The sequence below is a fragment of the Paenibacillus sp. BIC5C1 genome (assembly GCF_032399705.1).
GTDB lineage: Bacteria > Bacillota > Bacilli > Paenibacillales > Paenibacillaceae > Paenibacillus > Paenibacillus taichungensis_A.
The window spans coordinates 2,761,060-2,787,597 of the sequence record NZ_CP135922.1 but is presented as its reverse complement, the minus strand read 5'-3'; the positions used below and the strand labels follow the sequence as shown (position 1 = coordinate 2,787,597).

20 protein-coding genes are annotated in these 26,538 nt (G+C 47.0%); 1 reads left to right on the top strand and 19 read right to left on the bottom strand.

The window, feature by feature from the left end:
• Positions 1-29: 29 nt before the first annotated feature.
• From treC to RS891_RS12825, 5 genes are all read right to left on the bottom strand, one after another.
• The gene (gene treC, locus RS891_RS12845) at positions 30-1,751 is read right to left on the bottom strand and encodes an alpha,alpha-phosphotrehalase (RefSeq protein WP_315795482.1); all 1,722 of its coding nucleotides are present in this window, start codon (positions 1,749-1,751) and stop codon (positions 30-32) included.
• A 310-nt stretch (positions 1,752-2,061) separates the two neighbouring features.
• Positions 2,062-3,414, bottom strand: coding sequence for a C4-dicarboxylate transporter DctA (dctA, locus tag RS891_RS12840; protein ID WP_315795481.1), 1,353 nt, complete (start codon positions 3,412-3,414; stop codon positions 2,062-2,064).
• A gap of 240 nt (positions 3,415-3,654) precedes the next feature.
• Positions 3,655-4,347: a metal-dependent hydrolase gene (locus tag RS891_RS12835; protein ID WP_113052406.1), complete on the bottom strand. Its 693-nt coding sequence runs from the start codon at positions 4,345-4,347 to the stop codon at positions 3,655-3,657.
• An 88-nt stretch (positions 4,348-4,435) separates the two neighbouring features.
• Positions 4,436-6,127, bottom strand: coding sequence for a glycoside hydrolase family 13 protein (locus RS891_RS12830; protein WP_315795480.1), 1,692 nt, complete (start codon positions 6,125-6,127; stop codon positions 4,436-4,438).
• A gap of 120 nt (positions 6,128-6,247) precedes the next feature.
• Positions 6,248-6,652, bottom strand: a complete 405-nt coding sequence (locus RS891_RS12825) for a VanZ family protein (RefSeq protein WP_397386946.1) — start codon at positions 6,650-6,652, stop codon at positions 6,248-6,250.
• A gap of 601 nt (positions 6,653-7,253) precedes the next feature.
• On the opposite strand from RS891_RS12825, the gene RS891_RS12820 reads away from it, so the two are divergent.
• The gene (locus RS891_RS12820; RefSeq protein ID WP_315795479.1) at positions 7,254-8,063 is read left to right on the top strand and encodes a CPBP family intramembrane glutamic endopeptidase; all 810 of its coding nucleotides are present in this window, start codon (positions 7,254-7,256) and stop codon (positions 8,061-8,063) included.
• A gap of 110 nt (positions 8,064-8,173) precedes the next feature.
• On the opposite strand, the gene RS891_RS12815 is transcribed toward RS891_RS12820, so the two are convergent.
• The 14 genes from RS891_RS12815 to RS891_RS12750 all read right to left on the bottom strand — a co-directional run bounded on the left by RS891_RS12815 (position 8,174) and on the right by RS891_RS12750 (position 26,336).
• On the bottom strand, positions 8,174-10,606 hold the full coding sequence (locus tag RS891_RS12815; RefSeq protein ID WP_113052410.1) for a glycogen/starch/alpha-glucan phosphorylase: 2,433 nt from the start codon (positions 10,604-10,606) through the stop codon (positions 8,174-8,176).
• Between the two features lie 363 nt (positions 10,607-10,969).
• The gene (gene glgD / locus RS891_RS12810; protein ID WP_024631848.1) at positions 10,970-12,073 is read right to left on the bottom strand and encodes a glucose-1-phosphate adenylyltransferase subunit GlgD; all 1,104 of its coding nucleotides are present in this window, start codon (positions 12,071-12,073) and stop codon (positions 10,970-10,972) included.
• A 27-nt stretch (positions 12,074-12,100) separates the two neighbouring features.
• Positions 12,101-13,270 carry a glucose-1-phosphate adenylyltransferase gene (locus RS891_RS12805; protein WP_113052411.1) on the bottom strand — a complete coding sequence of 390 codons (1,170 nt, stop codon included), beginning with the start codon at positions 13,268-13,270 and terminating at the stop codon, positions 12,101-12,103.
• Between the two features lie 507 nt (positions 13,271-13,777).
• A complete protein-coding gene (locus RS891_RS12800) occupies positions 13,778-14,920 on the bottom strand; it encodes an amidohydrolase family protein (protein ID WP_315795478.1) in 1,143 nt (380 codons plus the stop codon).
• A gap of 2 nt (positions 14,921-14,922) precedes the next feature.
• Positions 14,923-15,981: a pyridoxal-phosphate-dependent aminotransferase family protein gene (locus RS891_RS12795; RefSeq protein WP_315795477.1), complete on the bottom strand. Its 1,059-nt coding sequence runs from the start codon at positions 15,979-15,981 to the stop codon at positions 14,923-14,925.
• A gap of 1 nt (position 15,982) precedes the next feature.
• The gene (locus tag RS891_RS12790; protein WP_315795476.1) at positions 15,983-16,750 is read right to left on the bottom strand and encodes an ABC transporter ATP-binding protein; all 768 of its coding nucleotides are present in this window, start codon (positions 16,748-16,750) and stop codon (positions 15,983-15,985) included.
• Positions 16,751-16,752: 2 nt separating this feature from the next.
• A complete protein-coding gene (locus RS891_RS12785) occupies positions 16,753-17,505 on the bottom strand; it encodes an ABC transporter ATP-binding protein (protein WP_315795475.1) in 753 nt (250 codons plus the stop codon).
• The gene (locus RS891_RS12780) at positions 17,505-18,371 is read right to left on the bottom strand and encodes an ABC transporter permease (RefSeq protein ID WP_315795474.1); all 867 of its coding nucleotides are present in this window, start codon (positions 18,369-18,371) and stop codon (positions 17,505-17,507) included. Before RS891_RS12780 ends, RS891_RS12785 begins: the two co-directional genes overlap by 1 nt.
• The gene (locus RS891_RS12775) at positions 18,368-19,297 is read right to left on the bottom strand and encodes an ABC transporter permease (RefSeq protein ID WP_315795473.1); all 930 of its coding nucleotides are present in this window, start codon (positions 19,295-19,297) and stop codon (positions 18,368-18,370) included. The genes RS891_RS12780 and RS891_RS12775 overlap by 4 nt, the downstream gene beginning before the upstream one ends.
• A gap of 11 nt (positions 19,298-19,308) precedes the next feature.
• Positions 19,309-20,928, bottom strand: coding sequence for an ABC transporter substrate-binding protein (locus RS891_RS12770; protein ID WP_315795472.1), 1,620 nt, complete (start codon positions 20,926-20,928; stop codon positions 19,309-19,311).
• A 232-nt stretch (positions 20,929-21,160) separates the two neighbouring features.
• Positions 21,161-22,312, bottom strand: a complete 1,152-nt coding sequence (locus tag RS891_RS12765; RefSeq protein ID WP_315795471.1) for an iron-containing alcohol dehydrogenase — start codon at positions 22,310-22,312, stop codon at positions 21,161-21,163.
• Positions 22,313-22,583: 271 nt separating this feature from the next.
• Positions 22,584-23,441, bottom strand: a complete 858-nt coding sequence (locus RS891_RS12760) for a GNAT family N-acetyltransferase (protein WP_315795470.1) — start codon at positions 23,439-23,441, stop codon at positions 22,584-22,586.
• A gap of 132 nt (positions 23,442-23,573) precedes the next feature.
• Positions 23,574-25,268, bottom strand: a complete 1,695-nt coding sequence (locus RS891_RS12755; protein ID WP_076289721.1) for a M3 family oligoendopeptidase — start codon at positions 25,266-25,268, stop codon at positions 23,574-23,576.
• Positions 25,269-25,529: 261 nt separating this feature from the next.
• Positions 25,530-26,336, bottom strand: coding sequence for a glycoside hydrolase family 12 protein (locus RS891_RS12750; protein ID WP_254790073.1), 807 nt, complete (start codon positions 26,334-26,336; stop codon positions 25,530-25,532).
• Positions 26,337-26,538 lie beyond the last annotated feature (202 nt).

Here is a 26,538-nt window from a genome sequence, read left to right as displayed (position 1 = left end):
ATTGTCACTTCCCATTTATATAATGTGAATTAGTCCTCTTGCGGTACAAGCCACATATAGGATGAATACGGGCTCAGGGAGATTTCTTGCTCGAGTGCAGGCGATACCTCCGTGTTTCCAATCAGCAGTTCTGCTGATTTACCCGCAATGTGGTCATTCCAGACGGCTTCAGAGAAAGCAAATTTTACGTCCCGCTTGCTGAAGTTCGATACCACTAGCAGCGTTTCGCTTCCATTCGTCCGCGCGTATGCGAATACATCCGGATGTGCATCGTCCAAACGTTCATACAGACCATCGGTCAGCACACCAACCTGTTTGCGAAGAGCAATCAGCTTGCGATAGTGATAATAGATTGAATTCGGGTCAGCCATCTGCTGCGCCACATGAATCGACGGATATCGTTCATCCACTTTGATCCACGGTGTACCCGTTGTAAATCCGGCATTGTCGCTTCCATCCCATTGCATCGGTGTTCGGGAATTGTCCCGGGAACGCTCTTTCACAATTAGGAATGCTTCCTCGGCGGATTTGCCCCGTTCTTCCTGAAGCAGTCGGTACATATTGGTTGATTCAATATCACGGAACTCGCTGACATCGTTCCAGACCGGATTCGGCATCCCAATCTCTTCGCCTTGGTATACGTAAGGTGTTCCCTGCATGCCATGAATGGTCGTAGCAAGCATTTTGGCACTCTCCGCACGATAATCGCCATCATCAGCAAAACGGGACAACGCCCGCGGTTGATCATGGTTGTTCAAGAACAAAGCATTCCATCCCCCACCTGCCTGCATACCTGTCTGCCACTCACTAAACAGTTGTTTCATCGCTTCAAAATCGTAAGGCATCAGTTCCCACTTCTGTCCATTCGGATAATCCACTTTCAGATGGTGAAAGTTAAACGTCATGGAGAATTCCCTGGAAGCAGGGTTTGAATATTTGATACAGTGCTCCAGCGTAGTCGAGGACATCTCCCCAACCGTTACCATATTGTGTGGTCCAAACACCTCTTCATACATCTCTGTAATGTACTCATGCACACGTGGTCCATCGGTGTAGAACTTACGTCCGTCGCCTGGGGAAACGCTACCATCATCGTCGGGGAAACGCTGGTCCTTGGAGATCAGATTGATGACGTCCATACGGAAACCATCTACGCCCTTCTCCGCCCAGAACTTGATCATGTCCCGTACTGCCTTACGTACTTTCTCGTTCTCCCAGTTCAAATCAGCCTGTGTTTTGTCAAACAGCGTCAGGAAATATTGTCCTGTCTGCTCATCAAACTGCCATGCAGGTCCGCCGAACTTGGATTGCCAGTTATTCGGCACACCACCATCTGGAGCAGGGTCTTTCCAAATATAATAATCGCGGTACGGGTTATCCTTGGAAGAACGCGATTGCCGGAACCACTCATGATCCGTAGAAGAGTGATTCACCACAATATCGATCATCAGCTTCATGTCACGTGCCTTCAGACCTTTAAGCAGTTCGTCAAAATCCTCCATCGTACCAAAATCAGGATTAATCCGATAATAGTCCGCTACGTCATAACCGTTATCATGCTGTGGAGAGACATATACGGGCTGCAGCCACACGATATCAATACCGAGATGCTGCAAGTAATCCAGCTTTTCGGTCAATCCCCGAATATCTCCGGTACCCGATCCAGTTGTATCGTTGAAACTCTTGGGATATACCTGATACACCGTGGAAGTTTTCCACCACGATGATGAAGTTGTGTTGGTTGAACTCATGTTAACGCCTCCAATAAATTGTATTGCTTATGTGATTCTCTTGGCCTAACTTCATTTATATATTACATAACTAAACATGTATATACAAGTTGAAACTTCAATATGCTATCTTTTTCCTCTTCTACACATTCCCCATTAATGATTCCTCTGTAACAATTATTTTGCTGTATGCGTTCGAGAACTCCATGATATCTGTATCTGAAACGAAAAAAACCGTCTGTTACCCCATGATTTCATGCGGGTAATAGTCGGTTCAAATTTAAAGAAGGATGAGTTAAAAATTCATACGAAGCCCATTCACTTCTGCTTCTTACAACATGTCCGTCGAAACCATACCCTTTCCCTGTTCCATTTTGTTCAACTTCACTGAGGATATCGACTCCAGTTCTTCTCTCTCGAGCTCTTCGGTGCTGATCTCCCCAGACAGCACAGCCCGCATGCGTTTTTGGTCCAACAGTCCTTCCCATTTCGCCACTACAAATGCCGCAACACAGTTGCCCATCAGATTCGTGAATACTCGCATGGTGTCCATGAAACGATCCGCACCGAGCAGTAAGGCAACAGCAGCTACCGGGAATGCATTCAGGGCTGCTGCTGTAGCAGATAAAGCGAGAAATGCGGAGCCGGGTACACCGGCCATACCTTTGGAGCTAAGCATTAACACTAGTAAAATCGTAATCTCTTGTCCCAGTGTCAGATCAATGCCAACCGCCTGGGCCAGAAAAACCGTCGCCAGCGACAGGTAGATCGAGGCTCCGTCCAGATTGAACGAGTACCCTGTTGGAACCACAAGGCCGACGACAGCACGATCACAGCCTGCTTTGGTCAGCTTGTCCATCATGCGAGGCATAACAACTTCCGAGGAACCTGTGCCAATCGCCAGCATCACTTCGGAACGTGTATATTTTACAAATTGCAGAAAGTTCAGTCCCGTAATCCACCAGGCAGACAGCGCAAGCATCACCAGGAACAATAACGCTGCTCCGTAACAGGCAATAATCAGCAAACCGAAGGAGGACAGCGTGGATGCTCCATATGCTCCAACAGTGTATGCCATGGCTCCGAATGCTCCAATCGGTGCCAGTTTCATAATGTATCCAATAATGCGGAACAAGATACCCAACACATTTTCAATCAGTGTCAGCACATTCTCCTTTGCCTTGCTTTCCATTGCTGCCAGGGCTACCCCGAACAAACAGGCAACGAGCAGCACTTGCAGCAATGCATTTTGTGCAAAAGCATCTACAACACTTGTTGGAATAATATTCATGATAAAGTCGACGACATGCGGCAGTTCAGAGCCATTGGTTTTGGCTTCGATGCCACTTGCATCAAGCGTCGATGGGTCCACGTTCATACTTGCACCCGGACGAAGTAGATTAGCTGTGCCGAGTCCAAGGATCAGAGCGACAGTCGTAGCGATTTCGAACCACAGGATGGCTTTGAATCCAATCCGTCCAACTGATTTCAGATCACCGATTTTGGCAATGCCTGTCACGATCACCATAAAGATTAATGGAGCAATGATCATTTTGATCAACTTGATGAAACCTGTTCCGAGCGGCTGCAGCAGACTGCCCAGATCAGGCCACAGAATTCCTACACCAATTCCGATGATAACCGCTACAATAATTTGAAAAAACAATGATTTCACAAATGACATGAACGCTCCCCCAGTTTTTCGGTCAATTCGGATTTCCGTTTGGTTTCCGTGTAATTTTTTATAACATTACAGCTTGAACCTCAACAATGGGGTTTCGAGATTTTTGTCATTCGGACTAACTTCGGCGTGCTAAATTGAACTTAAAACCGAAAAAAGACGAATATCACGTCAGTTATCTTGACGTGATATTCGTCTTTAGCTTCGTATATCTTTTATGATTAAACAGTGATTAAAAGAGCATTACAGGGTAAGGGATTGTCCCGGAGCCAGCACACGGCCTTCAAGACCTTTGGAAGCAAGCTGCTCCACAAATTTCTCCGCATCCTGACGAATCACCGGGAACGTATCATAATGCACCGGAATCGTCAGTTTGGCATTAAACCATTCAGCGGCCTGCAAAGCATCCTCCGGTCCCATGGTGAAATGCCCACCAATAGGCAATAGTGCTACGTCGATATCATGGCGGTCACCAATCATTTTCATATCACCGAACAGACTGGTATCACCGGCATGCAAAATGGTTTTGCCACCAATATTAATAATGTATCCTGCAGGCACCCCTGCGTACATGATCCGTTGTTCCTCTTCCAGCACGATTCCGGATGTATGGAAAGCCTGAATCATTTTGGCTTGCGCAAAACCAAGATCCACCGTTCCGCCCATGTTCATGCCAAGGGTGTCCAGACCTTTCCATGACATATATGTAGCTAGTTCCACAATCGCAACCACCTTGGCATTATTAGCCTTGGCGATCGGTTCAGCATCCAAAATGTGATCCATATGTGCATGTGTCAGTAAAACGGCATCGGTCTTGATGTCTTCCGGCTTGGTGACAGCAAGTTCATTGCCTCGCAGGAAAGGATCAATGATTAACGACTTCTCTTCTGTGCCCAGCTGTACACTGGAGTGTCCGTGGTAAGTAATATTCAGCAACTTGGTATCCTCCTGACATATGCGTTCGTTAGTTTGATTTTCAACCTATATTATAATTCAAAACTCTTCGCCAAAGCAAAATGACGCCTCATCGCTGCATTCGATAAACCCGTGCTTCATAAGGCTGAAGAAGAATCTCGCCCTTATCGGTGGAATATCGTTTACTGACATTGCTGATGACAGTCTTGGCATTTTCATCGTTCCACCCCTCAGGCCATTGCATCTCAGGCTCATGTTCGCGGAAATTCAGAATAACCAGCATCTGCTCATCATCCAGCGTCCGGGTATAGGCATAAATATCGGGATCATCCGGCAAAAGCAGCTCATACTCACCATAGATGAGTACTTTATGTTGTTTGCGAAGAGCGATGAGTTTACGGTAATAATGCAAAATGGACTGGGGATCACGTTCGGCATCTGCCACATTAATCTCAGGATAATTCGCATTCACCTGAATCCATGGCTCACCATCGGTAAATCCCGCGTGTTTCGTATCATCCCACTGCATCGGTGTACGTGCATTATCACGACTCTTACGCCAGATTGCTTGCATGACTTCATGTTTCGCTCGCCCCTGACCAATATGCTGCCGATAATAATTCATCGTTTCAATATCTCGATAATCCTCAATATCAGGGAACGCAACATTGGTCATGCCAATCTCTTCCCCTTGATAAATGTATGGCGTACCTTCCAGGGTGAGCATCCATGTGGCCAGCATTTGGGCAGAGCGCACCCTGTACTTTCCATCATCACCGAAACGGGATACTGGACGCGGCTGGTCATGATTGCCCATGTAATTGGCATTCCAGCCTCTGTCATGCAGGACGGTTTGCCAGCGGCTCATAATTTCTTTCAACTCGGGCAGCTTCCACTTCCGATAGTTCCATTTGCCGATTCCGGATGATTGAGCGTCCACAAACATATGCTCAAACTGGAACACCATATTGAGCTCATTCCGATCTGTCCCAACATAGGCCAGCGCCTGTTCCGGTCCTAGCCCGGAAGTCTCCCCAACAGTCATTGGACCATAAGGCTTCAGGATCATGTCGTTAAGTTTATTCAGAATCGAATGTACCTGCTCGAGGTTGGAAAAAAGCTGATACGCAGGAACGACCGGCAGATTATCCGGATTATGCGCGCTGGGTAACCCCTCTGCCTTGGCGATATGCGCCACCGCATCGAAACGGAAACCATCCACACCCTTTTGCAACCACCAATGCACCATCTCATACATCTCTTCTGCCATCTTTGGATTATTCCAATTCAGATCAGGCTGATGTTCAGTGTAGAGATGCAAATAATATTCATTCGTCTCCGGATCATGCTTCCACACAGAACCCCCAAAGTAGGACTCCCAGTTGTTTGGAACCTGACCATTTTTGCCTGAACGCCAAATATAATAATCCCGTTTCGGGTTCACTTTCGATGAACGTGACTCGGCAAACCACGCATGTTCATCCGACGTATGATTCAGCACCAGATCCATCATGATTTTGAGACCACGCTTGTGAGCCTCAGCCAGCAAACGGTCAAAATCCTCCATCGTGCCATACTTACGTAAAATGGAGTAATAATCACGGATATCGTATCCGTTATCATGACCAGGTGAATCGTAAATAGGACAGATCCAGATTACATCCACGCCCAGATCAGTCAAATAATCGAGCTTGTCATATATCCCCTGCAAGTCACCCTGGCCGTCCCCATCGGAATCCTTGAAGCTGTTGGGGTAGACTTGGTACACCACACTCTCTTTCCACCAAACGATATAGACCACCTCGCTTTCATCACTCTTTACTATATAACCCGTTAGTATGTTTTATCCGAAATGCTCCTCTTATAAACAGAAAAGCTCCATGAACACAAAAAGACCCGATCATTGACCGCTATTCGCAGTTCATTTTCGAGGCTTTCTCTGTGAGTATATGAATAAGGCAAACCCAATGTATCCAATCCAGGCACCCACTGTATTCAAAATAATGTCATCGACATCAAACGAACCAACACGGGTAATCAATTGCGCAATCTCAACAGCAAACAAAAGTAAAACGACCCTACCTGTAAATGGTAAAATCTTTCGGCACCTGAGGAATAACCAGGGAATCCATATCCCAAGCGGGATGAACAAAACAATGTTCCCGAACAGATTCTTCACCCAGGTTTCCGTATGGTATCTGTTCTTTTCAAAAAGTAGGGGCTTAATTGTCTCTAATGGTACCAGATTATATTGATAGTTCACGCCAGGCGTTCTCCCGCTGACAAAGAGTAAGTTACCCATAATCAACACATATAACAATGCCATACATGCGACGATTGAGAGCATCCACCTGGTGTGAAGCCACGAACGTTCGTTCATCAATTTCATACCTCCGACCTTTCTGTAGAGCGCGTTAAGGTCTATTTTAAATGGATATAGCTCTTCATGTCCAGCTGCTCAGGCTTGGACTTCCATACCTCCGTCACCTCAAAATGCGGCCCTTCCCTTCGTTCATAGTAAGACTATGGCAGCCAGCGGCTATAAACATTTTGCGAATATCTTGTCCCGACCTTCATGCTGTTGATGAGCTAGCTCTTCAAGTCTGCCTCATCCTTTCTAACCCATCGTTACCTAAACAGAACCTAAACTAAAGCAGTGAAAATTTAGCTGGTTTTTATCCATTTGGTTAGCTTCTATTTAACTTGGGCTACTAGAATTGTATATGAGGTAGCAACCCAAATATGTTCCTCTTCATCGTAGCTTCGGTTGGATTTCTGGACCATTCAAAGAATTAGCACAGAGAAAACAAAATTTGCGAGAAGGAGGATACGGATACAAGATCCTACTATATCTTGACTTAATCGAAGTTAAAATCATAAGAAAAATGAGCAAATAAAAATATTAATGGATAGTGGGAGTGTTTATCATGTCAATTAATAAGGACAAGCTGCAAGAAACTTTGGATTCTGCCCTTCGGGTTCGTCCCCGCGTAGGATGGGGTGTTCTCACATATTTCCTATACAGCGCAGTCTTCTATGCGATCTTCTTGCTTAACGGCATCGACTACACGCGAGTGGGTGAGAGTGAGCGGACCCTTCTTCTCTGGTACATAGCACCGCTGTCCGGCGGTGCCATGCTGACCATCACAATGCTCACAATCTACGGATGGTGGCGTCCTAGCCTGGTTGAAAGGCGGCGTCTTTCTCGATGGACAATGACTCTTCCGATCATCATGATGGTCATCGCGATCGTGAACATGCTGACCGGCGATTTCACCCGTGTCACCCCCCTCATGTGGCTGTATCTCATTTTCGGCAGTATCATGGTGGGCTTCAATGAGGAGATGATCAATCGAGGTCAGTTAATGGTTGCTCTGCGCAGCCGATTTGGCGAAACCGGGGTCTGGCTTCTCTCAACAGCGATGTTCGCAGTCTTCCACCTACCGAACATGTTCTTGGGCATCGGAGCGGGTGCCCTGTTCCAGGTAATGATCGCTTTCGGCCTCGGTTCGATCTTCTACCTCGCCCGACGGTCTACCGGATCGCTCGTGGCCTCCATATTCCTGCACGGGTTCTGGGACATGAGCGTCTTCTCAGCGAATGGCGCAACGGCGTTACCCATCGCTGGTTTACTAGCTCCGTTGTTGGTGATCGCTGCAGTGATCACGGTTCCGATCATTCTTCGTCGTGAAAAGCGGCGCGATATCGCCCAAAGTGTGTCCCGACCAGTCGGCTGATTCATACAAAAATCCCCTTGTGCAACAAGGAGGATCTCTGATAAAGGTTTATGAACCCAACAGAGATCAACCTAGTGTACAAGGGGATTTTATTTTTAATCAATCCTTATTTAACCTTTCCAGTGTCCCGACACCGGATGAATGCCCCAGATATCAGTCGCATACTCACTGATGGTGCGATCACTAGAGAAAATGCCGGAATGAGCTGTATTCAGCACTGCCTTGCGTGTCCAGCCCGATACATCGCGGTATGCCGAATCAATGGAAGCATGTGCATCGGCATAGGCAGCAAAATCACGCAACACAAAGTACTCGTCACCATGGGCCAGCAATGAATCATAGATATCCCAGAATTCACCATCACGCTCACAGAACGCTCCCGGATGTACCAGCTGCTCCACGACCTCACGAATTCGCTCATCTTGCTGTACAATCTCATTCGGCCGATAACTGCCGGAGCGGTAATATTCAAGCACCTCGTCTGCACTCAGACCAAAGATAAACATATTATCTTGACCAACCTGCTCTGCCATCTCGACATTAGCACCGTCCATGGTACCAATGGTTAACGCACCGTTCATCATAAATTTCATGTTCCCCGTACCGGAGGCTTCCTTGCCTGCGGTTGAAATTTGTTCGCTGACGTCCGCGGCAGGAATGATTTTCTCCGCAAGAGAGACCGAGTAGTTCTCCAGGAAAAATACCTGCAGACGATCTTTCACGGCCGCATCACGATTGACCGTATCTGCTACCGTGTTAATCAATTTGATAATTTTCTTGGCAAAATAATAACTCGGCGCTGCCTTTGCTCCAAAAATGAACGTGCGTGGCACGATATCAAACGAAGCATCGCTCTTGAGACGGTTATACAAATGCATAACATGCAGAATGTTCAGTAGCTGCCGTTTGTACCCATGCAGTCTTTTCACCTGTACATCAAAGATGGAATCCGGATTGACAGTCTTTCCGGTATGATCCAGGATGTACGCGGCCAGTCGCTCCTTATTATCACGTTTAATGGAATGGAACTGCTGCTGGAATGAAGCATCATCAGAAACGCGTACCAGCTCATTCAGTCTGCCCGGCTCCCTGACCCACTCACTTCCAATCGTATCTGTAATCAGATTCGACAGCTTCGGATTGGCGTGCATCAGCCAGCGGCGATGGGTAATACCATTGGTTTTATTATTAAAGCGCTCGGGATAGAGTGCATAGAACGGAGCCATTTCCCGTTCCTTTAATATTTCGGTATGCAATGCCGCAACACCGTTAACGCTATGGCTGCCCACAATCGCCAGATGTGCCATCCGCACCTGATCATTGGCAACAATCGCCATATGCTGAATACGATCCTGGTCTCCGGGATAACGTTCGAGCAGCATGCCGCAGAAACGTTTGTTGATCTCTTCAATAATCATGTAAATGCGTGGCAGCAGCTTGCTGATCATGGCTACAGGCCACTTTTCAAGCGCCTCACTTAGCGTTGTATGGTTTGTATACGATACGGTGCGAGTCGTAATATCCCACGCTTCATCCCATCCATAACCTTTAACATCAATCAGAATCCGCATCAGTTCGGGAATTACGAGGGTTGGATGCGTATCGTTGATATGAAACGCCACTTTATCCGGCAATCGATCATACGAAAGCTCAAGCTTGTTAAATGTACGCAAAGCACTCTGTACGCCTGCCGAACACATGAAATATTGCTGTTTCAGACGGAGCAGCTTGCCCTCGTATTGGGAATCATCCGGATACAAAAACTCTGAAATTGATTCTACCGAACGGCTGTAATCCAGATATCCGTAATAGTTCGAAGGGGTATCGAGTGAAGTCTCCCGCTTGGGCTCCGCACTCCATAATCGCAAGGTGTTTACATGGGGCTGGCCATAACCGATTACAGGCACATCATATGGTACAGCTACAACTGATTCGGCATCCTTGGTGACAAATTGGTAATGCCCATCCTGTTCATAAGCCTCCACACGGCCCCAGAACTGCACTTCCACCTTTTTGTCCGGACGGCGCACTTCCCATTCATTGCCTTTCTCGAGCCAATTATCGGGTAGTTCCACCTGATTGCCGTTAATAATTTTTTGCTCAAACAAGCCATATTTATATCGGATTCCGCATCCATGTCCTGCATAGCCGAGGGAAGCCAGTGAATCCAGAAAACAGGCTGCGAGTCTTCCCAGACCTCCGTTGCCTAGCCCTGCATCCGCCTCCTGTTCTTCCACTTCTTCCAAAGAAAAACCCAGTTCAGCCAGACTGTCACGAACGAGTTCCAATTCATTCACATTTAACAGGTTGTTGCCGAGCAGACGTCCAATCAGGAATTCCAGCGAGAAGTAATAGACCTGTTTATCCTGGCGCTGCTTAAACCCCTGATTCGACGCCGCCCAATCCTGACCCGCATATTCACGGATCATGCTTCCAAGTACGTGATAGACATCCTCCTTTGTTGCTTCTGCTAATGGTTTGCCCAATTTGCTGACCAGATTGCGTCTAAAAATACTCTTGAACGTTTCCTTGTTGTCAAACAAAAGAAGGTTCCTCCCGGTGAAATCCTGTAGGATGGTGGCGGTTCATACTTGTTTCTTACACATGAGTGCTACACCTTTCAAAGCTGCACTTCCGGCTAAGAGCCCGTTCCGGTTACGAATCGTTCTTCCGATCGCTGTTGTCTCTCAAATTTCTTGATGAACATTATAAAAGGTTGAAATTTGGAGACAAAGGCGAACGCTGACGCTTCTTCAGAATCGATTTCGTCACCTCCACTGCTTTAGCACGTATAACCGTAGCTTTAGCTGTGGCACCCATGCTTCGAAGCAGCATGAACCTTAAATCCATCCTACAGGATTTTTATTTTATATATATTTATAGATGATATCGGTTACGTGTCGGTATTAAATAATAGTACTCTTCGCCAGAATATACGGGTTCGACGGGTCGCCGATCAGCGTCTGGCCGCCGCTTAACTTTACATCTTTGTCGAGAATGACGTTCTCCAGAACGGCACCTTCTCCGATGTAGCATTTTTGCATAATAATGGAGCCTTTAATTTTGGCACCTTTCGCCACATGCACCCCACGGAACAGGATGCTGTCTTCCACTTCCCCACCTACAATACAGCCGTTCGCGAGCAATGAATGTTTCACCTCAGCGGTGTCCAAGTACTTGGCCGGAGCCTCGTATTTAATCTTGGTTTGAACAGGCTGTTCCTTGAACAACTGCTCATACAGTCCGCTATTCAAGAGTTCCAGACTGTTGCGATAATAGCTGTCAATCGAATTGATCACGGCATGATAGCCATCATAGGCATACGCCGCAATGTTCAAGCCATCCGGGTTTTTCTGAATCACATCACGGAAGAAATGGCTTTCGCCATGAGCGATGCAGCGCTGTACCTGGCGCAGGAACAGTTCTTTTTCCATAATGAAAATTTCTGTATATATATTCGGGTGATCGGCGCTTTGGTGAATGTCCACCACATTACCGTTCCCGTCATCTTCAACTTTGACACAAGCGTCATGCTCAGGAAGCAGTTGATCTACTTTTTTGCAGACCAGCGTTACATCCGCGCCCTTGCTTATATGGTACCTGTACACATCCTGCAGATCTGCTTTGGTCACGTGCCGACTACCTGCATGGACTACATATTGCCCTGAACCCCGCCGGAAGAAATCGAGATTATTGTGAAAATGCTGCAAATCCCCTTGTGACGTATCGGTTGGATCGTTCCAGTCCGGTGGCAGAATAAACATACCGCCATGCTTGCGATCCAGATCCCACGGCTTACCGTCTCCCAAATGATCCATGAGTGAACGGTACTTGCGACGCACAAATACACCGATACTCTCAATGCCAGCATTCATCATATTGGATAACACAAAATCAATCAGACGGTAACGCCCGGCATAAGGCACCGCGGCTCCGCAGCGAAAGTACGTCAATTCCTTCAATTCCTCAAGCTCATGGTCAAGGTTAATAACTCCGATCAATGGTTTCATCGCATGCACCGTCCTTTGGGGTTTAGATTAGGCTTTGCTTGTCATTCCCTCGAGAAGCTGACGTTCCAGTTCTTCCTGATCGACCAGTAATATATCACTCTCATCTTCAGGGGCGGGTGACAGATGTACTCCATCCGGGATCACCAATCCTTCGGCAATAATAGCTTTGTGAATGCGTACATTTTGACCGATCTTCACTTTTGGCATGATCACTGAATCGGTTACGGAACTGTTCTCTCCCACCTCAATTCCGTAGAACAACACCGAGTGTTTAACCTCACCATATACCACACTGCCTTCACTGATGATGCAATTCCGCACCTTCGCCGATGGTGAAATATATTGCGCAGGCTGATTCGGATTACGAGTATAGATACGCCAGTCCGGGTCGTTCAGATTAAACGGCGTTTCCTCATCCAGCAGGTCCATATTGGATTCCCATAGACTGTGAATTGTACCGACGTCTTTCCAATACCCTTCAAATGGATAAGCGTATAGTGATTTTTCATTTTCAAGCAACAAGGGAATGATATCTTTGCCAAAATCATAGGAGGTGGATGCCTGCTGTTCGTCCTGGATCAGGAAGCGTTTCAGCACATCCCACTTGAAGAGATAGATACCCATGGAAGCAAGCGTGCTCTTGGGTTCAGGAGGTTTTTCTTCGAATTCATAGATGCGATAATCATCGTGGGTGTTGAGCAACCCGAACCTGCTGGCTTCTTCCAACGGAACGTCAATGACCGATATGGTGCAATCTGCATCCTTTTCTTTATGGTATTGAAGCATTTTCTCGTAATCCATTTTATAGATATGATCCCCTGACAAGATGAGCACATGCTCAGGATCGAATTGTTCGATAAAATTCAGGTTACGGTAAATCGCATCCGCCGTACCGCGGTACCAGTTACTACCGTCTTCACGTTCATGAGGAGGTAGAACATATACCCCACCATTTTTGCGATCCAGATCCCAATCACTGCCAATGCCGATATAGGAGTGTAGCACTAGAGGTTCGTATTGGGTTAATACACCGACCGTGTCGATGCCAGAGTTGGAGCAATTACTTAGAGGAAAATCAATGATGCGGTAGGTTCCGCCAAAATAAACAGCAGGCTTGGCCAGTGATTTGGTCAGTCCCTTTAATCTTTTGCCTTGCCCTCCAGCGAGCAGCATCGCTACAACTTCTTTTTTTGCCATCATTACAGCCTCCTCCATGTGCATTCGTTCTAAATCATTTCAGAGCCCATAATCCGATATGCTGTTGTGTGGACACTTTTGTCATGATTAGGAGCATGCTGTACAGACTATGTTGCATTAGAATTGCAGCCAAACATTGTTCTTTGTGATGTCTGAAAGTAGATGATACATGCAGATTTGCCTGTACTTGCTGTGTAGAGGTGATAGGTGGATGTAAAAATTAAGGTGTACCCCGTGTAAAATGCAATACACTTCTCCTATATAACATTAAACACGAAACGGGCTGAGGAATCTTGCTGGAAAACTTCGACAAAAGTTTAAGTGGATATCACTCCTTCCTTTATGCCGCTGTTATTAAATATTGTATTCGCTGATGGGTCTGCAAAATCCTTTTGGAAAAGTTTTGGGGATTTAATTATCGCTTAATATTCACCCGACAACCTGATCCTTCGAAGCAACATAGCCCTCACTGCACTCACGTGTAAAGAAAAAAACGCAGAAACCAAGTTATGGTTTCTGCGCTCCAATAATTACGGACACGATGCTCTCTCGCAGCTGATCTGCATCTTTCGTTTGATACGGATCAGCATTGAAAATAATGGCGTCCGCAATATAACCTTCTGCAATCTGTCCCAATTCGTCGCCACGACCCAGAATCTCAGCAGCATGGGTCGTCGCAGATTGCCACGCCTCTGCCCGGGTCAAGCCATAATCAATCAGCGTATCCAACTCTTGCAGATTATAGCCATGCAGTGAAGGTGTGGCGTAATCCGTACCGAAGCCGAAACGGACTCCTGCTCTTTTTGCATATCCGATGGCTGTAGAATGAGCTTCAGCAGCGCGCGCTGCACGATCACTGATAATAGTAGGCAACGCAAGCACGCCTTTCGGATCTGCGGCAATCCGATATATTGATGTGGTTGGCACAAAGGCCGTTCGGGACTGCGCAAGTCTGCCGGCCTGATCCTCCGATAAGAACATGCCATGCTCCACGGATTCCACCCCGGCCTGGATAGACCAGTCTATCGTCACACCACCCCAGGTATGAACCAACACCTTTTTATGGTGAGCATGGGCATGGCGAACGATGAACGCGAACTCTTCCTCCGAAAATACAGGATCGAGCACTTGTTCCGTAGGGGCTCCCAGTCCACCTGTCGCCATGATTTTAACCCAGCCCGCGCCTGTATCAAAAATTCCGTTCAACCGTTTTTCCAGATACTCTACACCTCTGGCATCTGCCGCACCCAGCATTTCACTGCTGGTTTCAACCCTTAAGGGATGTTGATAGTGCTGAGCGAGATGCCGAGCGGCGCTTGGTAACAATCCGCCTGCATCGCGAGCAGTAGTTACTCCCGTCCGGAGGGTAGCTGCAAAAGCTTGCGCCTGCATCACTTCAACCTCGTGACTGTCACGTTTCAATTGATCCGCATGGTCAAAGTCTGTCCAGGCCAGATGTGTATGAAGATCAATAAGTCCGGGACTTATCCATAAATCTGTACCTGGAAGCGATGGGTTATCATTCTGCGGCACGGATTCTGTAACAGATGCAAACCGTCCATTCTGGATCGAGATATCGAACCGTTTTCCTACAATGCCTGCTATAAAGATATGTTTGAAACTTTTCTCCTCCGATTTTACCTGGGTCATATTCATTTCCCCCAAACGAGGCGAACAGCCTGGACTGCTTGCTCATGCTCCTCATTCAATAATGCCGCAATGGTCGCAACAGCTTCCTCCACACCTGCCAGGGACGCATTAACTCCAAAATGATTAATTCGCAAGAGTTGACCAAAAAGTTCTCCATCCCCAGGAGCAACGATGCCGATCGGCTGATCAATATACAACTTCTCCTCACCTGCAATTCGGACCGTCGTCGTGAGTGTCGAAAATGTTCTGTTATCTTTTTGCCAAGGCTCCAGACCCAAGGCCTGAATTCCTGCTATAGCAGATAACGCCGCCTGTTCATGACGCTTGATCACCTGCTCCAATCCTTCAGACTCAATGGCTGTCAAAGCCAAAATCAGTGCTCTGGCTTCCAGCGTTGGAATGTTGGGGGGAACCCTTACAGGTACAGCTCCTTCCTCGGATGGCTTCAAATCAAGCAAAGACAGGATGGAGTTGCGCGGTGCATGCGCATTGGATTCGAGAAATTCCCATCCACGTGGTGAAATGCTTACCGCGCTGATGCCGTTAGGGCCGGCCAAGGCTTTTTGTGCACCCACAGCTACAAAATCAACACCCCATTCATCGACCAGCAGAGGCTCTCCCCCAATTGCTGAGACAGAGTCGCTCACCGTAATCAGGTTATGGGCACGCGCAATCTTTATAATTTCTTTTGCGGGATTCGACCCACCTGTTACCACCTCTGCTTGAACAAAGGATAGTGCGGATGGTTGATACTTTTCAATTGCGGCAGCTACCTTCTCCACAGGTACAACTTCATCAAAAGGAACTTTGACTTCAATAACCGTTGCCCCTCCACGTTCAAGCCACTGACCAAACAAACTGCCATAAGGCCCTGTTACGACATTGACAATCGTACGACCCGGTGCAGATATTCCAGCTGCCACGGCCTCTATGCCCAAGATAGCCTCACCCGGGATGATCACCGGAGGATACTTTGTATTCAAAAGGTTGGAGAGCAATTGTGTAAGTGTATCGTATTCCGACAGGGCGAGGGGAATGTTTCCTTTATATTGTTGGCTCATATTAACCTCCTAAAGAACTTGATTTCGGCATCTTTGGAACTGCGGATAATAGCTCTCGGCTATATGCCGTTTCAGGTCGAGTGAAGAATTGATCTTTGGGGCTAATCTCCACAAGCTGACCCTGCCGCATGACTGCTACCGTATCACTAATCGCATGGATAACTCCAAGATCATGAGAAATGAACAGTAGCGTAAGATTAAGTTCCCTCTTAAGTGAATTGAACAGATCGAGCACACTCCGCTGCACGGAAACATCCAGTGCACTTGTCGGCTCATCCGCAATTAGCAGACTCGGCTCTACGCTTAATGCACGTGCAATGGCGATCCGTTGGCGCTGACCGCCGGAGAATTCATGGGGATACTTGTCCAGTGCCCTGCTTTCCAACTGAACACGGGCCAGGATCTCTCTCGATCTTTTCTCCACCTGTGCACGGTCTACAATGCGATGAAACAACAGCGCTTCAGCAAGAATCTGCCGAATGGAATGTTTGGGATTCAGTGAAGCATCCGGATTTTGGAAGATCATCTGTATGCTTTTATACTGCTCACGACTTCTCTTCTTCTTTAATTGCTGATCCCCCAGCGAAATCTGCCCTTCATCCGGCGTAATTAACCCGGCAATGACTCTTGCAAGGGTAGATTTGCCCGAACCGGACTCACCGACAAGACCAAGCGTGGTATGTTTCTGAAGATTCAGTGTGATGTTGTCCAGCGCAGTAAAATCACCATATTGAACCGTTACATTCTGGACTTGCAGAGAAAGTTCCATCGTTATTCGCTCCCTTCAAGCTTCGGTAAAGGAAGTACCGAGTTAATAAGCATTTGGGTGTAAGGATCTTGCGGGTTTTGCAAAAGGTCAAGCGAATCCCCGTGCTCCACAATCCGCCCCTGCTTCATCACGCACAGCTTCGAGCACAGCGCCGCTGCAATCGCCAGATTATGTGTTACAAAGATCATGGCGAATCCCAGTTCACCCTGCAAACGTTGGATCGTCTCCATAATTTGACGCTGCACAGTAACGTCCAGCGCCGTTGTTGGCTCATCACAGAGCAGAATGCCCGGCTTGCACGCCAGGGCCAGTGCTATGACTACCCGCTGACACTGCCCACCTGACAGCTGGCTAGGGTATCGATCCACACGCTTCAACGAGTCGGGAAGACCCAACAGTTCAAGCAATTCCAGCGCTGCTACCCTGGAGGCCTTCCTGCTTAACTTTTGCCTGTAATAGACAACTTCCGTCAGCTGTTTGACAACGGGACAGAGCGGATCGAGCGCACCTCTCGGGTCTTGAAATACCATTGCGCTGTTCACGTCACTCCGAATGGTTCCGCCCGTCTGCTCTACACCGCTTGGCAACAGTCCCAGAATCGAACGAAGAGTTAGTGATTTACCAGAGCCGGATTCACCTACTAATCCCAGGCTCTCCCCTCTGCCGAGCGAGAAATGTACATCTTGAACTAATTTTTGATTTGACTTGGTTGACAGAGACAGTGCCTTGACTTCAAGAATCGGTTCAGTGGACATTATTTTTTCCTCCATACATCAGCCAATCCATCACCGACAAGCGACAAAGCAATTCCCGTGTAAACGACTGCAAATCCCGGAACTGCCGAGAGCCACCAGGCTGTCGTGATAAAGGATTGTCCATCCGAGATCATCGTGCCCCAATCCGGGGTCGGTGGTGCGATGCCAATGCCCAGGTATCCAAGCGTAACAATCGCCACCAGCAGCCCCACCATATCCGTCATGAGGACAACGATCGCCTGAGGCAATACATTGGGCAGGAGATGACGAAGGATGATCCGTATTCCCGGCAAACCTAACGTCTGTGCGGATGCGATCCATTCCTGCTTGCGGTACGATGCACTCAGCCCCCTGACCACACGGGCAAAGACAATCCAGCCAACGAGCATAAACGTAATATAAATCCCCCGCTCACCCGCTCCGCTGGCAAAAGCCACGATAATGACAATGAGATAAAAAGGGAAAGCGATAAGTGTATCGGTAACTAACGATATGACCTTATCAATCCATTTTCCGTGATACCCTGCGAGCATCCCCAGAAATACGCCCATGCAAAAGGGTACAATTTCCGCCAGCACCATAATGCTCAAATCGGTTCGCGCGGCATAAATCAGTCTAGTAAACAAATCACGTCCCAGTTGGTCTGTGCCCAACCAATGTTCCGCAGACGGAGGCTGCAAAAAGGCACTCAAATTTTGCTCCGAAGGGTCATAAGGACTAACCCACGGTATGATTACAGCCAAGAGGATCAGCACAGCAAACATCACACTTCCCACAAGCAGGGTAGGAGTTTTCAATATGCGATTCAAGAGACTGGTGTTTTGGCTGTCTTCATATAACAGAGGTTCAATTCGTATCGTTTTCATGGTTTTCCTTTCGTTCTGGGATCAAGCCATCTGGACAGAAGCTCTATCAGGAGACTGATGATCACGACAGATACAGCACAGTAAAGGGCTATGCCTTGAATGACCGGGAAATCCCGTTTGGAAATGGAACTAAACAAAAGACTGCCAATTCCTTTAATACCAAATACCTGTTCCACGACCAATGTGCCGCCAATGAGATAAGAGATATTAACGCCAAGAAGGATCAGCGTCGGAAGCGCCGCATTACGCAGGACATGTTTGAATAGAATGACCCGGCTCGGTAATCTCGCAGCTTTCAATGTAACTACAAAATCAGATTCCAGTACTTCAAGCATCTGGGCTCTTAATGAACGAACCAATGTTGGAATCTGTGAAAAAGCTACGGTAATGGCGGGAAGTGTCAAACTGTATAAGGTGCCCCACCACCCTTCACCGACTCCACCAACCGGAAACCAGTGAAGATGAACACTCAGCAGCAGAATCAAAAGGATGCCAACCCAGAAGATTGGCATACCTAGCGTTACCGTAGGAAAAATACGTATCAAATGATCCAGCAGCTTATCCTTGTGTGTAGCGGCCAGTGTAGCAAGCACAAGTGCTATGACAATTGCCAGTGCACACGCCATGCCAATAAGCAGCAAGGTAACGGGTGCTCGATCAGCAATCAATTCTCTAGTCGAGGTTCCGTTAATAATGGAGTTGCCGGTATCCCCCTGAGTGAAAAGTGTCTTCACAAACCGTATGAATTGTTCCCCCAGCGGCAGATCCAGCCCGAGAGCATGGTGCATGCTCTCAACGGCCTCGGGGGTGCTGTACTCGCCGAGAATCATTTTGGCAGGATCGCCTGGTACCATTCTGATGAGAAAAAAGACTGCTGTCATCACACAAAGGATCACTGCCAACGCTCTTCCCACAGTACTGATCAACCAGAACTTCTTCATTTCTGAATACGAACGTCTTCAAAACGCACACTGCCGTTAGGCAAAACAACAATGCCATCTACTGAAGAACGAACGCCAATCAGAATATCCGGATAATAAAGCGGAATGTAAGGCACTTCATCAGCAAGCGTTTGAAGCAATTTGGAGTATATTTCGGCACGGCCATCGCCGTCCGGTGTTTGTTGGCCTTTATAGAGAAGCTTGGTTACTTCATCATTGGTGTAATGCGTCCAGTAAGATTTGCTGAAACCATCAGGGTCGGTCTGGAACGCAATGATCGAGTTCGCTTCCGGAGAATCGGCTTGCCCGCTGTTCAGCATCGCGGCGAAATCATAAGCAAAGAATCGTTCACGGAAGGTAGCGAGTTCAATCGATTCAATCTCGATGTTAATGCCAATTTGTTTTCCCGCTGCCTGAATGATTTGCGCTTCTTGCGCTCTGGTGCTGTTGCCTGAAGCTACAAGCAGTTTTGTAGTAAATCCATCAGGGAAGGCCGATTTGGCCAGTTCCGCTTCGGCTGCATTTACATCAAAATTCAGTGCCTTGAGTGTATCATTCGAGTTGTAAGGAATCGTTGTCGGCAGCAATGAATTAGCGGTCTGTGCATAACCAAAGGTAAGCGCCTTGGTCAGACCATCACGATCAAGTTCCAGAGCCAATGCCCGACGAACATGCACATCCGAAAAATGCTTATCCAGCGTATTAAAGAACAATTGCTCTGTCACCCAGCTGCCGTTGGTTACAACCGTTGTATCCGCGCCATTCTTTATTTCATCGGCATTTTGCAGAGCAAGCGACTCAATTGCGTCCACTTCTCCTGCTTTCAATTGATTGATAGCTTGGCTGTCATCTTCTATCAGCTTGTAAACAAGCTTATCAACCGATGGCTTTCCTTCTTGCCAGTAGTGAGTGTTCTTCGTAAAGGTGACATCGCCTGCCGGGTCCCACTGTTCAACCACGAAAGGACCTGTACCCACTGGATTCTTGAAAAATTCTTCCTCGGTAACTCCGCCAAAATTATTGGGAATAATACCGTTCGAGAAGTTGGACAGCTCCGAAATAAACGGCGTATACGGCTCTTTAAGCGTGATCACCAGTGTATGGCTATCCGTTGCTTTGACAGTGTCTACCTTGGCCGATATTGCCAATGGGCCACCAACCTTCAAGTGCCGCTCCAGCGAGAATACGGCATCCTCAGCCGTAACATCTGTGCCGTTGGAGAACTTTAAGCCATCACGCAGCACAAAGGTATACGTCAGACCGTCATCACTGATGTTATGCGACTTGGCAAGCCAATCCACAATCTCGCCTTTGCTATCAAAAGCAACCAGAGATTCAAATACTTTATCAATGGCAAAAGCGTTGTTCGATGTGATCTGATTATGCAAATCAAACGAGGTTACAGAAGCCGGCCGACCATATACAAAGGTCCCTCCCGTTGCAGTCTCGTCCGTCTTTGAATTTTCATCCGTACCCTGGCTCGTGCCTGGCTGGGCTGCTGCATTGGGAGCGGGATCATTGTTCGATCCGGAGCAACCGCTAACGATTACCAATAACAGAACGGCTAACACTCCTACCCATAATGAGTTTCTCGTTGATGATTTAAACTGTGACATGACTGACTCTCCCCTTCCAATAAAACTTATGTGTTTAGTATGGATTGATTATGGATTAAAGCACACCCTCTGTCAAACAAAAAATAATGATCATTGCGAGATAAAACTATTTTATCCAATGAAGGAAATGAATCCGTATTCACAAGGCTCAGAAGTTCGCACAACACAAAAAAGCCTGAATATAATCTGGCATATATTCAGGCCCTCTTTGTACTAACCATATTGTAATACTCTATATAATTTTGCGGAACAGCTCCATGACTTCATCCCTGGAAGGTTGATACGGATTACCAGGTGCACAAGCATCTTTCATCGCGTTATCTGCCAGCAACTCAACATCTGGGTCTTTCACACCCAATTCAGACAGTTTCTCAGGAATGCCAACATCCTTGGAAAGCTGACGAATGGCTTGGATTACATACTCCGAGCACTCCTCATCTCGTTTTCCTTTTACATCCATACCGATTGCTTTGGCTATATGACGGAATTTACCTGGCACATGCTTTGCATTCAATTCTTCTACATAAGGGAGCAACATCGCGTTACATACCCCATGCGGCAGATCATAGACTCCACCAAGTTGATGGGCCATCGCATGAACATAACCCAAGCCTGCATTGTTAAAAGCAATCCCGCCAAGAAAACACGCATACGTCATATGCTCTCTTGCTTCCAGATCACTGCCGTCCCTGACGGCTCTTGGTAAATATTCAAAGATTAGCTCAACGGCAGCCGCCGCTGTAGCACTCGTCACTGTAAACCCTCCAGGCGTCACCATGGCTTCCACCGCATGGGTCAATGCATCCATGCCCGTGGCGGCAGTAAGACTGGCCGGCTTGCTCAGCATCAGTTCCGGATCATTCACCGACAGGTCGACGAGACTGTTTCGATCCACCATCACCATTTTCACCTTGCGTTCCTCATCTGTAATCACGTAGTTCATGGTCACCTCACTGGACGTGCCAGCCGTTGTGTTAATGGCAACAAGCGGCACGGACTTGTGTTTCGATTGATGCAAACCTTCATAATCGCGGATATGCCCACCGTTGGTTGCGACAATGCCAATGGCTTTGGCTGCATCCTGAGGTGAACCTCCGCCTATCGATATAATGGCGTCACAGCCATGATCCTGAAATACGTGAAGTCCATCATGTACATTCTGACAGGTTGGATTGGGCTGAACCCCATCATATACAACATAGTCTAACCCTGATTTTCTTAGTATAGACAGCACTTGTTGAGCAACGCCGGAAGAAATTAATCGACGATCACTTACGACAAGCGCTTTGCGAATACCCATGTTCTCAATCATTTTTCCTGCTTCGTGTAAACATCCTCTACCCATCAAGTTCACGGGCGGAACATAATAAGCGTGTGTTGCCATCTGAACCAGCCTCCTGTTACCCCTGATTTACTGTCTTTATTGTAACTGAATCCGTTTTCAGATATAGTGAAATAAATCACAACCAAGTTGATAAATGTTTCATTTGCACGGAATTATCCAATAATTATGACTGTTCTTCAGTAACTGGCTTATGTGTGCGTGAATTGAAAAGGGCTAGTTGATCTTGAATTCACAGGCTTCACAAATCGAATCAAAAAACAGGGACTGTCCCTGGTCATTTTCATGACTTGGGTACAGTCCCTGCAGATGGTCAGCAATTTAGAAGCTCCTGAATCGGCATGTAATAGACGGGATAGGCTCTGCTTTGTTCAAAACCAAGCTTACCCGCTATTGCAATGGAATCATGACGAAAATCCTCTGTCGTCCAGTGTGGAACACACCCCTGTTCCAAAACGGATTGAACATAAGCGCTTGCCATGGCCGTAGCCAGACCCTTGCCACGGTGTATCGGATCGTAGGTGTTGATGCCTGTTTCATGGTGGATGCCACTGACAAACACTGAGATACATGTACCTACAACCTTCCCTTGATATACCGTGCATGTTCCTGCTCCGTATTGGAAAAAGTCCTCCACCGAATGCCAGAATTTCAAAATTTCCTGCTCGATGATACAGTTTTTGTCCTCTAGCATTACAGCTTGATCGATAACTTGAATCTCATATCGGGGAGAAACGAACTTGAAGTTGGAACTTCGTTCAAGCCACTTTTCATACTTCGCAAGATTGAATTGAAAAGGAACTCGTAATCCTTCTCGCAAACGTCCAATGAACATGTGATGCAGTACTGGAGACCAATCCGAGCCGGGCTCGGGGTACACTTCAAGATTCAGCATGTCTTCGCCAGCATCTAACGCTTCAGGCAGTAGCTCCTGAACAAGTACCTCTCTGACAAGACTATTGAACTGTTCATTATCCGATCTTCCGATCAAATAAAACATTTCGTTTTCGGCCCAAATCAGGGCACTTTTTGGAACATGAAGCTGATCTGCATAGACACGCCCGCGTTGAAGTCCTGCAAGTACTCCACCCATAACCACATGCCCGTTCGTTCCTGAGATGAAGGGCGCCAATTGATTCCTTTGGGACGGTTGATCCAGTATAACCAACATGGTATAACCTCGCATTCTTTGTATAGAGTAGGGAAATGAATTCATTCAAATCCGCCCTGCCTCAGAATGCTGTAACGTCAGGTTTATTCCTCGTTCCCTTTCACCTCTTCGACCTTTATTTTTATTTCTCGCTTACAGCGCTTTATCGTCTACTGCATCCAACCATGCTTCGATATCGCCGATAACGGAGGATACGCAGCCGTCTTCAAACGGAGAATTCAAACCTGCCAGTTCTACCAATCCTGTGAAGGACAGGCTTCCTCCGGCTTTACACAAAGTCAAATAGTCAGCCCATGCGGACTTCATATCCTGGTTACTGCGTTTCCAGAACTGGAATGCACAGATTTGTGCCAGGGTGTAGTCGATGTAATAGAACGGCGACGAGAAGATATGACCCTGCTTGTGCCAGAATCCGCCTTGTTCCAAATAAGCGTTATCCTTGTAATTGATGTGCGGCAGATAAGTCTTCTCAATATTGCGCCAAGCCTGCTTGCGCTCCGCTGGTGTTGCATCCGGATTTGCATAAACGAAATGCTGGAATTCATCGACTGCCACGCCGTAAGGAATGAAGAGTAGTCCAGAAGACAGGTGATCAAACTTGTATTTATCCGTATCTTCCTTGAAGAACAATTCCATCCACGGCCAAGTGAAGAATTCCATGCTCATGGAATGGATCTCTGCGGATTCATACGTTGGCCAGTTGTACTCAGGTACTTCGAAGTGACGGCTCTCATAGACCTGGAACGCGTGACCCGCTTCATGTGTCAATACGTCGATATCACCCGATGTACCGTTAAAGTTAGAGAAAATAAAAGGCACTTTGTAATCGTTCAGGAAGGTACAATAGCCCCCACCCTGCTTGCCTTTTTTGCTCACCAGATCCATCAATTCATTGTCCGTCATCATCTGGAAAAACGTATCCGTCTCCGGTGATAATTCAGCGTACATTTTCTTACCATTGTCAATGATCCAGTCGGCATCTCCTTTAGGTGTCGGGTTACCCGTCTTAAAGCTGAAGCCTTGATCGTAAAAATAGAGGGTATCCACATCAATCCGGCTGCGTTGACGCTCTCTGAGCTTCGTCGCTACAGGCACGATATAATCACGAACTTGTGCTCTGAAATTGGACACCATCTCCGCGTTGTAATCCGTACGGTTCATACGGTCATAGCCGAGTTCCACATAAGATGGATATCCCAGCTTCTTCGCGATCTGTGTACGCACTTTCACCAATTCGTCGTAAATGCGATCGAATTCAGCCTCATGCTCAGCCATGAACGTATATCTTGCTTCCGATGCGCGTTCCCGCATGGAGCGATCCGTGGACAACTCAAAAGGATGCAGCTGCGGCAATGTGCGCTCTTCACCTTCAAACGGAATTTTGGCCGAAGCAATCAGCTGGTTGTATTCCGTAGAGAGTTTGTTCTCTTTCTGAAGGTCCTCGATAATTTCCGGGCTGAACGTTTTCAGAGACTGATCCGCCAGCTGGAACAGCTGTGAACCCCATTTTTGTTCCAGTTCAGCACGGAATTTGGAATTTACCAATGCCCGATAATAATCGGTGATGTATTCTTGAATGATCGGAGAGCTTTCATCCAGAAACTCATTCTCTTCTTTGTAAAATGTATCATTGGTATCAATGGAATGACGGATGTAGACCAATTGTGCCTGAGTCTCAAAGTCACTGCGCAAAGCATTAATCTTGTCCATATATCCACTCTGCTCTTCAACCGTAGTCGCGGCTTCAAAACCACTCAGAAGCTCACGGAATGACGTTTTGATTTGTTCCAGATCGGGACGTGTATACGTATACTCACTAAATTTCATTTATGTACACCCTTTCCTGTTAGGCATATTTCGGGATTCCCCGAGTTGAACTAAACCCTATTATACAAAAGAGCAGCCTAAAAATCCCAACTTTACGAAAAATATTTGTCCATCGGTCAAATGGAGCTACATCACTCGTTACATATGTTACGCATGAATGTTAAGTACAATACAAAAGTAAAAGATGCTGCATCAGCAGGAAATGGGTTTTCCTTCGAGCAGCATCTCATTAAATCAGGAAAAGGCGTGATAAACAGACCGTTACTGAACGTTCACGTACCAATTGGAGTAATTGATCTGGCCGCTGCCTTTCGTAATTTCGGTTCCATATTCAACACTGCTGACATACTTGCTGTTGGTAAAATAACTTTTGGAGATCAGATAATCGGTGAAGTTTTTGACGTTGATGCTAAAGTTGTTGGGGGATTTCGACTTTTTCAGGAACGAGTATACCCACCATTGATGCACTCCATTATCGGTAATCTCACCGCGATACAGATCATAGGTTTGTCCACCAATGGACACATCCGAGAACACTTTGGAACCAATAGGTCCTACACCGGAAGTCCAATCGTTCCAGATCATAATCTCCTCGGTGGGTGTGCTTGACCAGGTCGCATTGCCGATGTCGTGCAGCCAGATATCATACGCATTGTTATACTCCCCAGTGGTGTTGGAAGCCTTAGAATAGCTTACGCCGGTATTAATACTTTTGTTCGCAGATAATCGCGTTGGCAGCCCACTGCCTGGTGTGTAGCCTTCTGTCCAGTGCCAGCCGCTGACAAGAGAAGGATAAGCTTTGACTCCACCCGCAGTCGTTGGCCAGTTCCAAACGTAACCCAGATCAGTATTGCTGTTCACATACACGGACTGGGACCAGCCACTGACACTTGAGCTTCCCCAGCTATTATTGAAAATATAATATTTGTTGTTGCTGAAATTAAGTTTGGCATACGCTGTGGAATCCGATGCTGCGCTTGCTGTAATTGGAACGGCCGCAATCAGTAAAGACATAACCAGCAGCATCCATGCTTTCTTGCCTGACCTTTTCTTCATCTTCAAACCCATAATGTTAGCCTCCCATAAATTTAAATGTAAACGCTTACAGTTTCAAGTGTAAAACATTTCCATTTGGAAGCATACCACTTAAATCCGACATGATTTCATGCTATATTTAGACTTTTGGGTATTATATACAAATAAGCCCGCCTCGCATCCATTGCGAAGCCAGCTTATAGGCTTGTCTTTTCAAGTTTTTTTTCAATATACC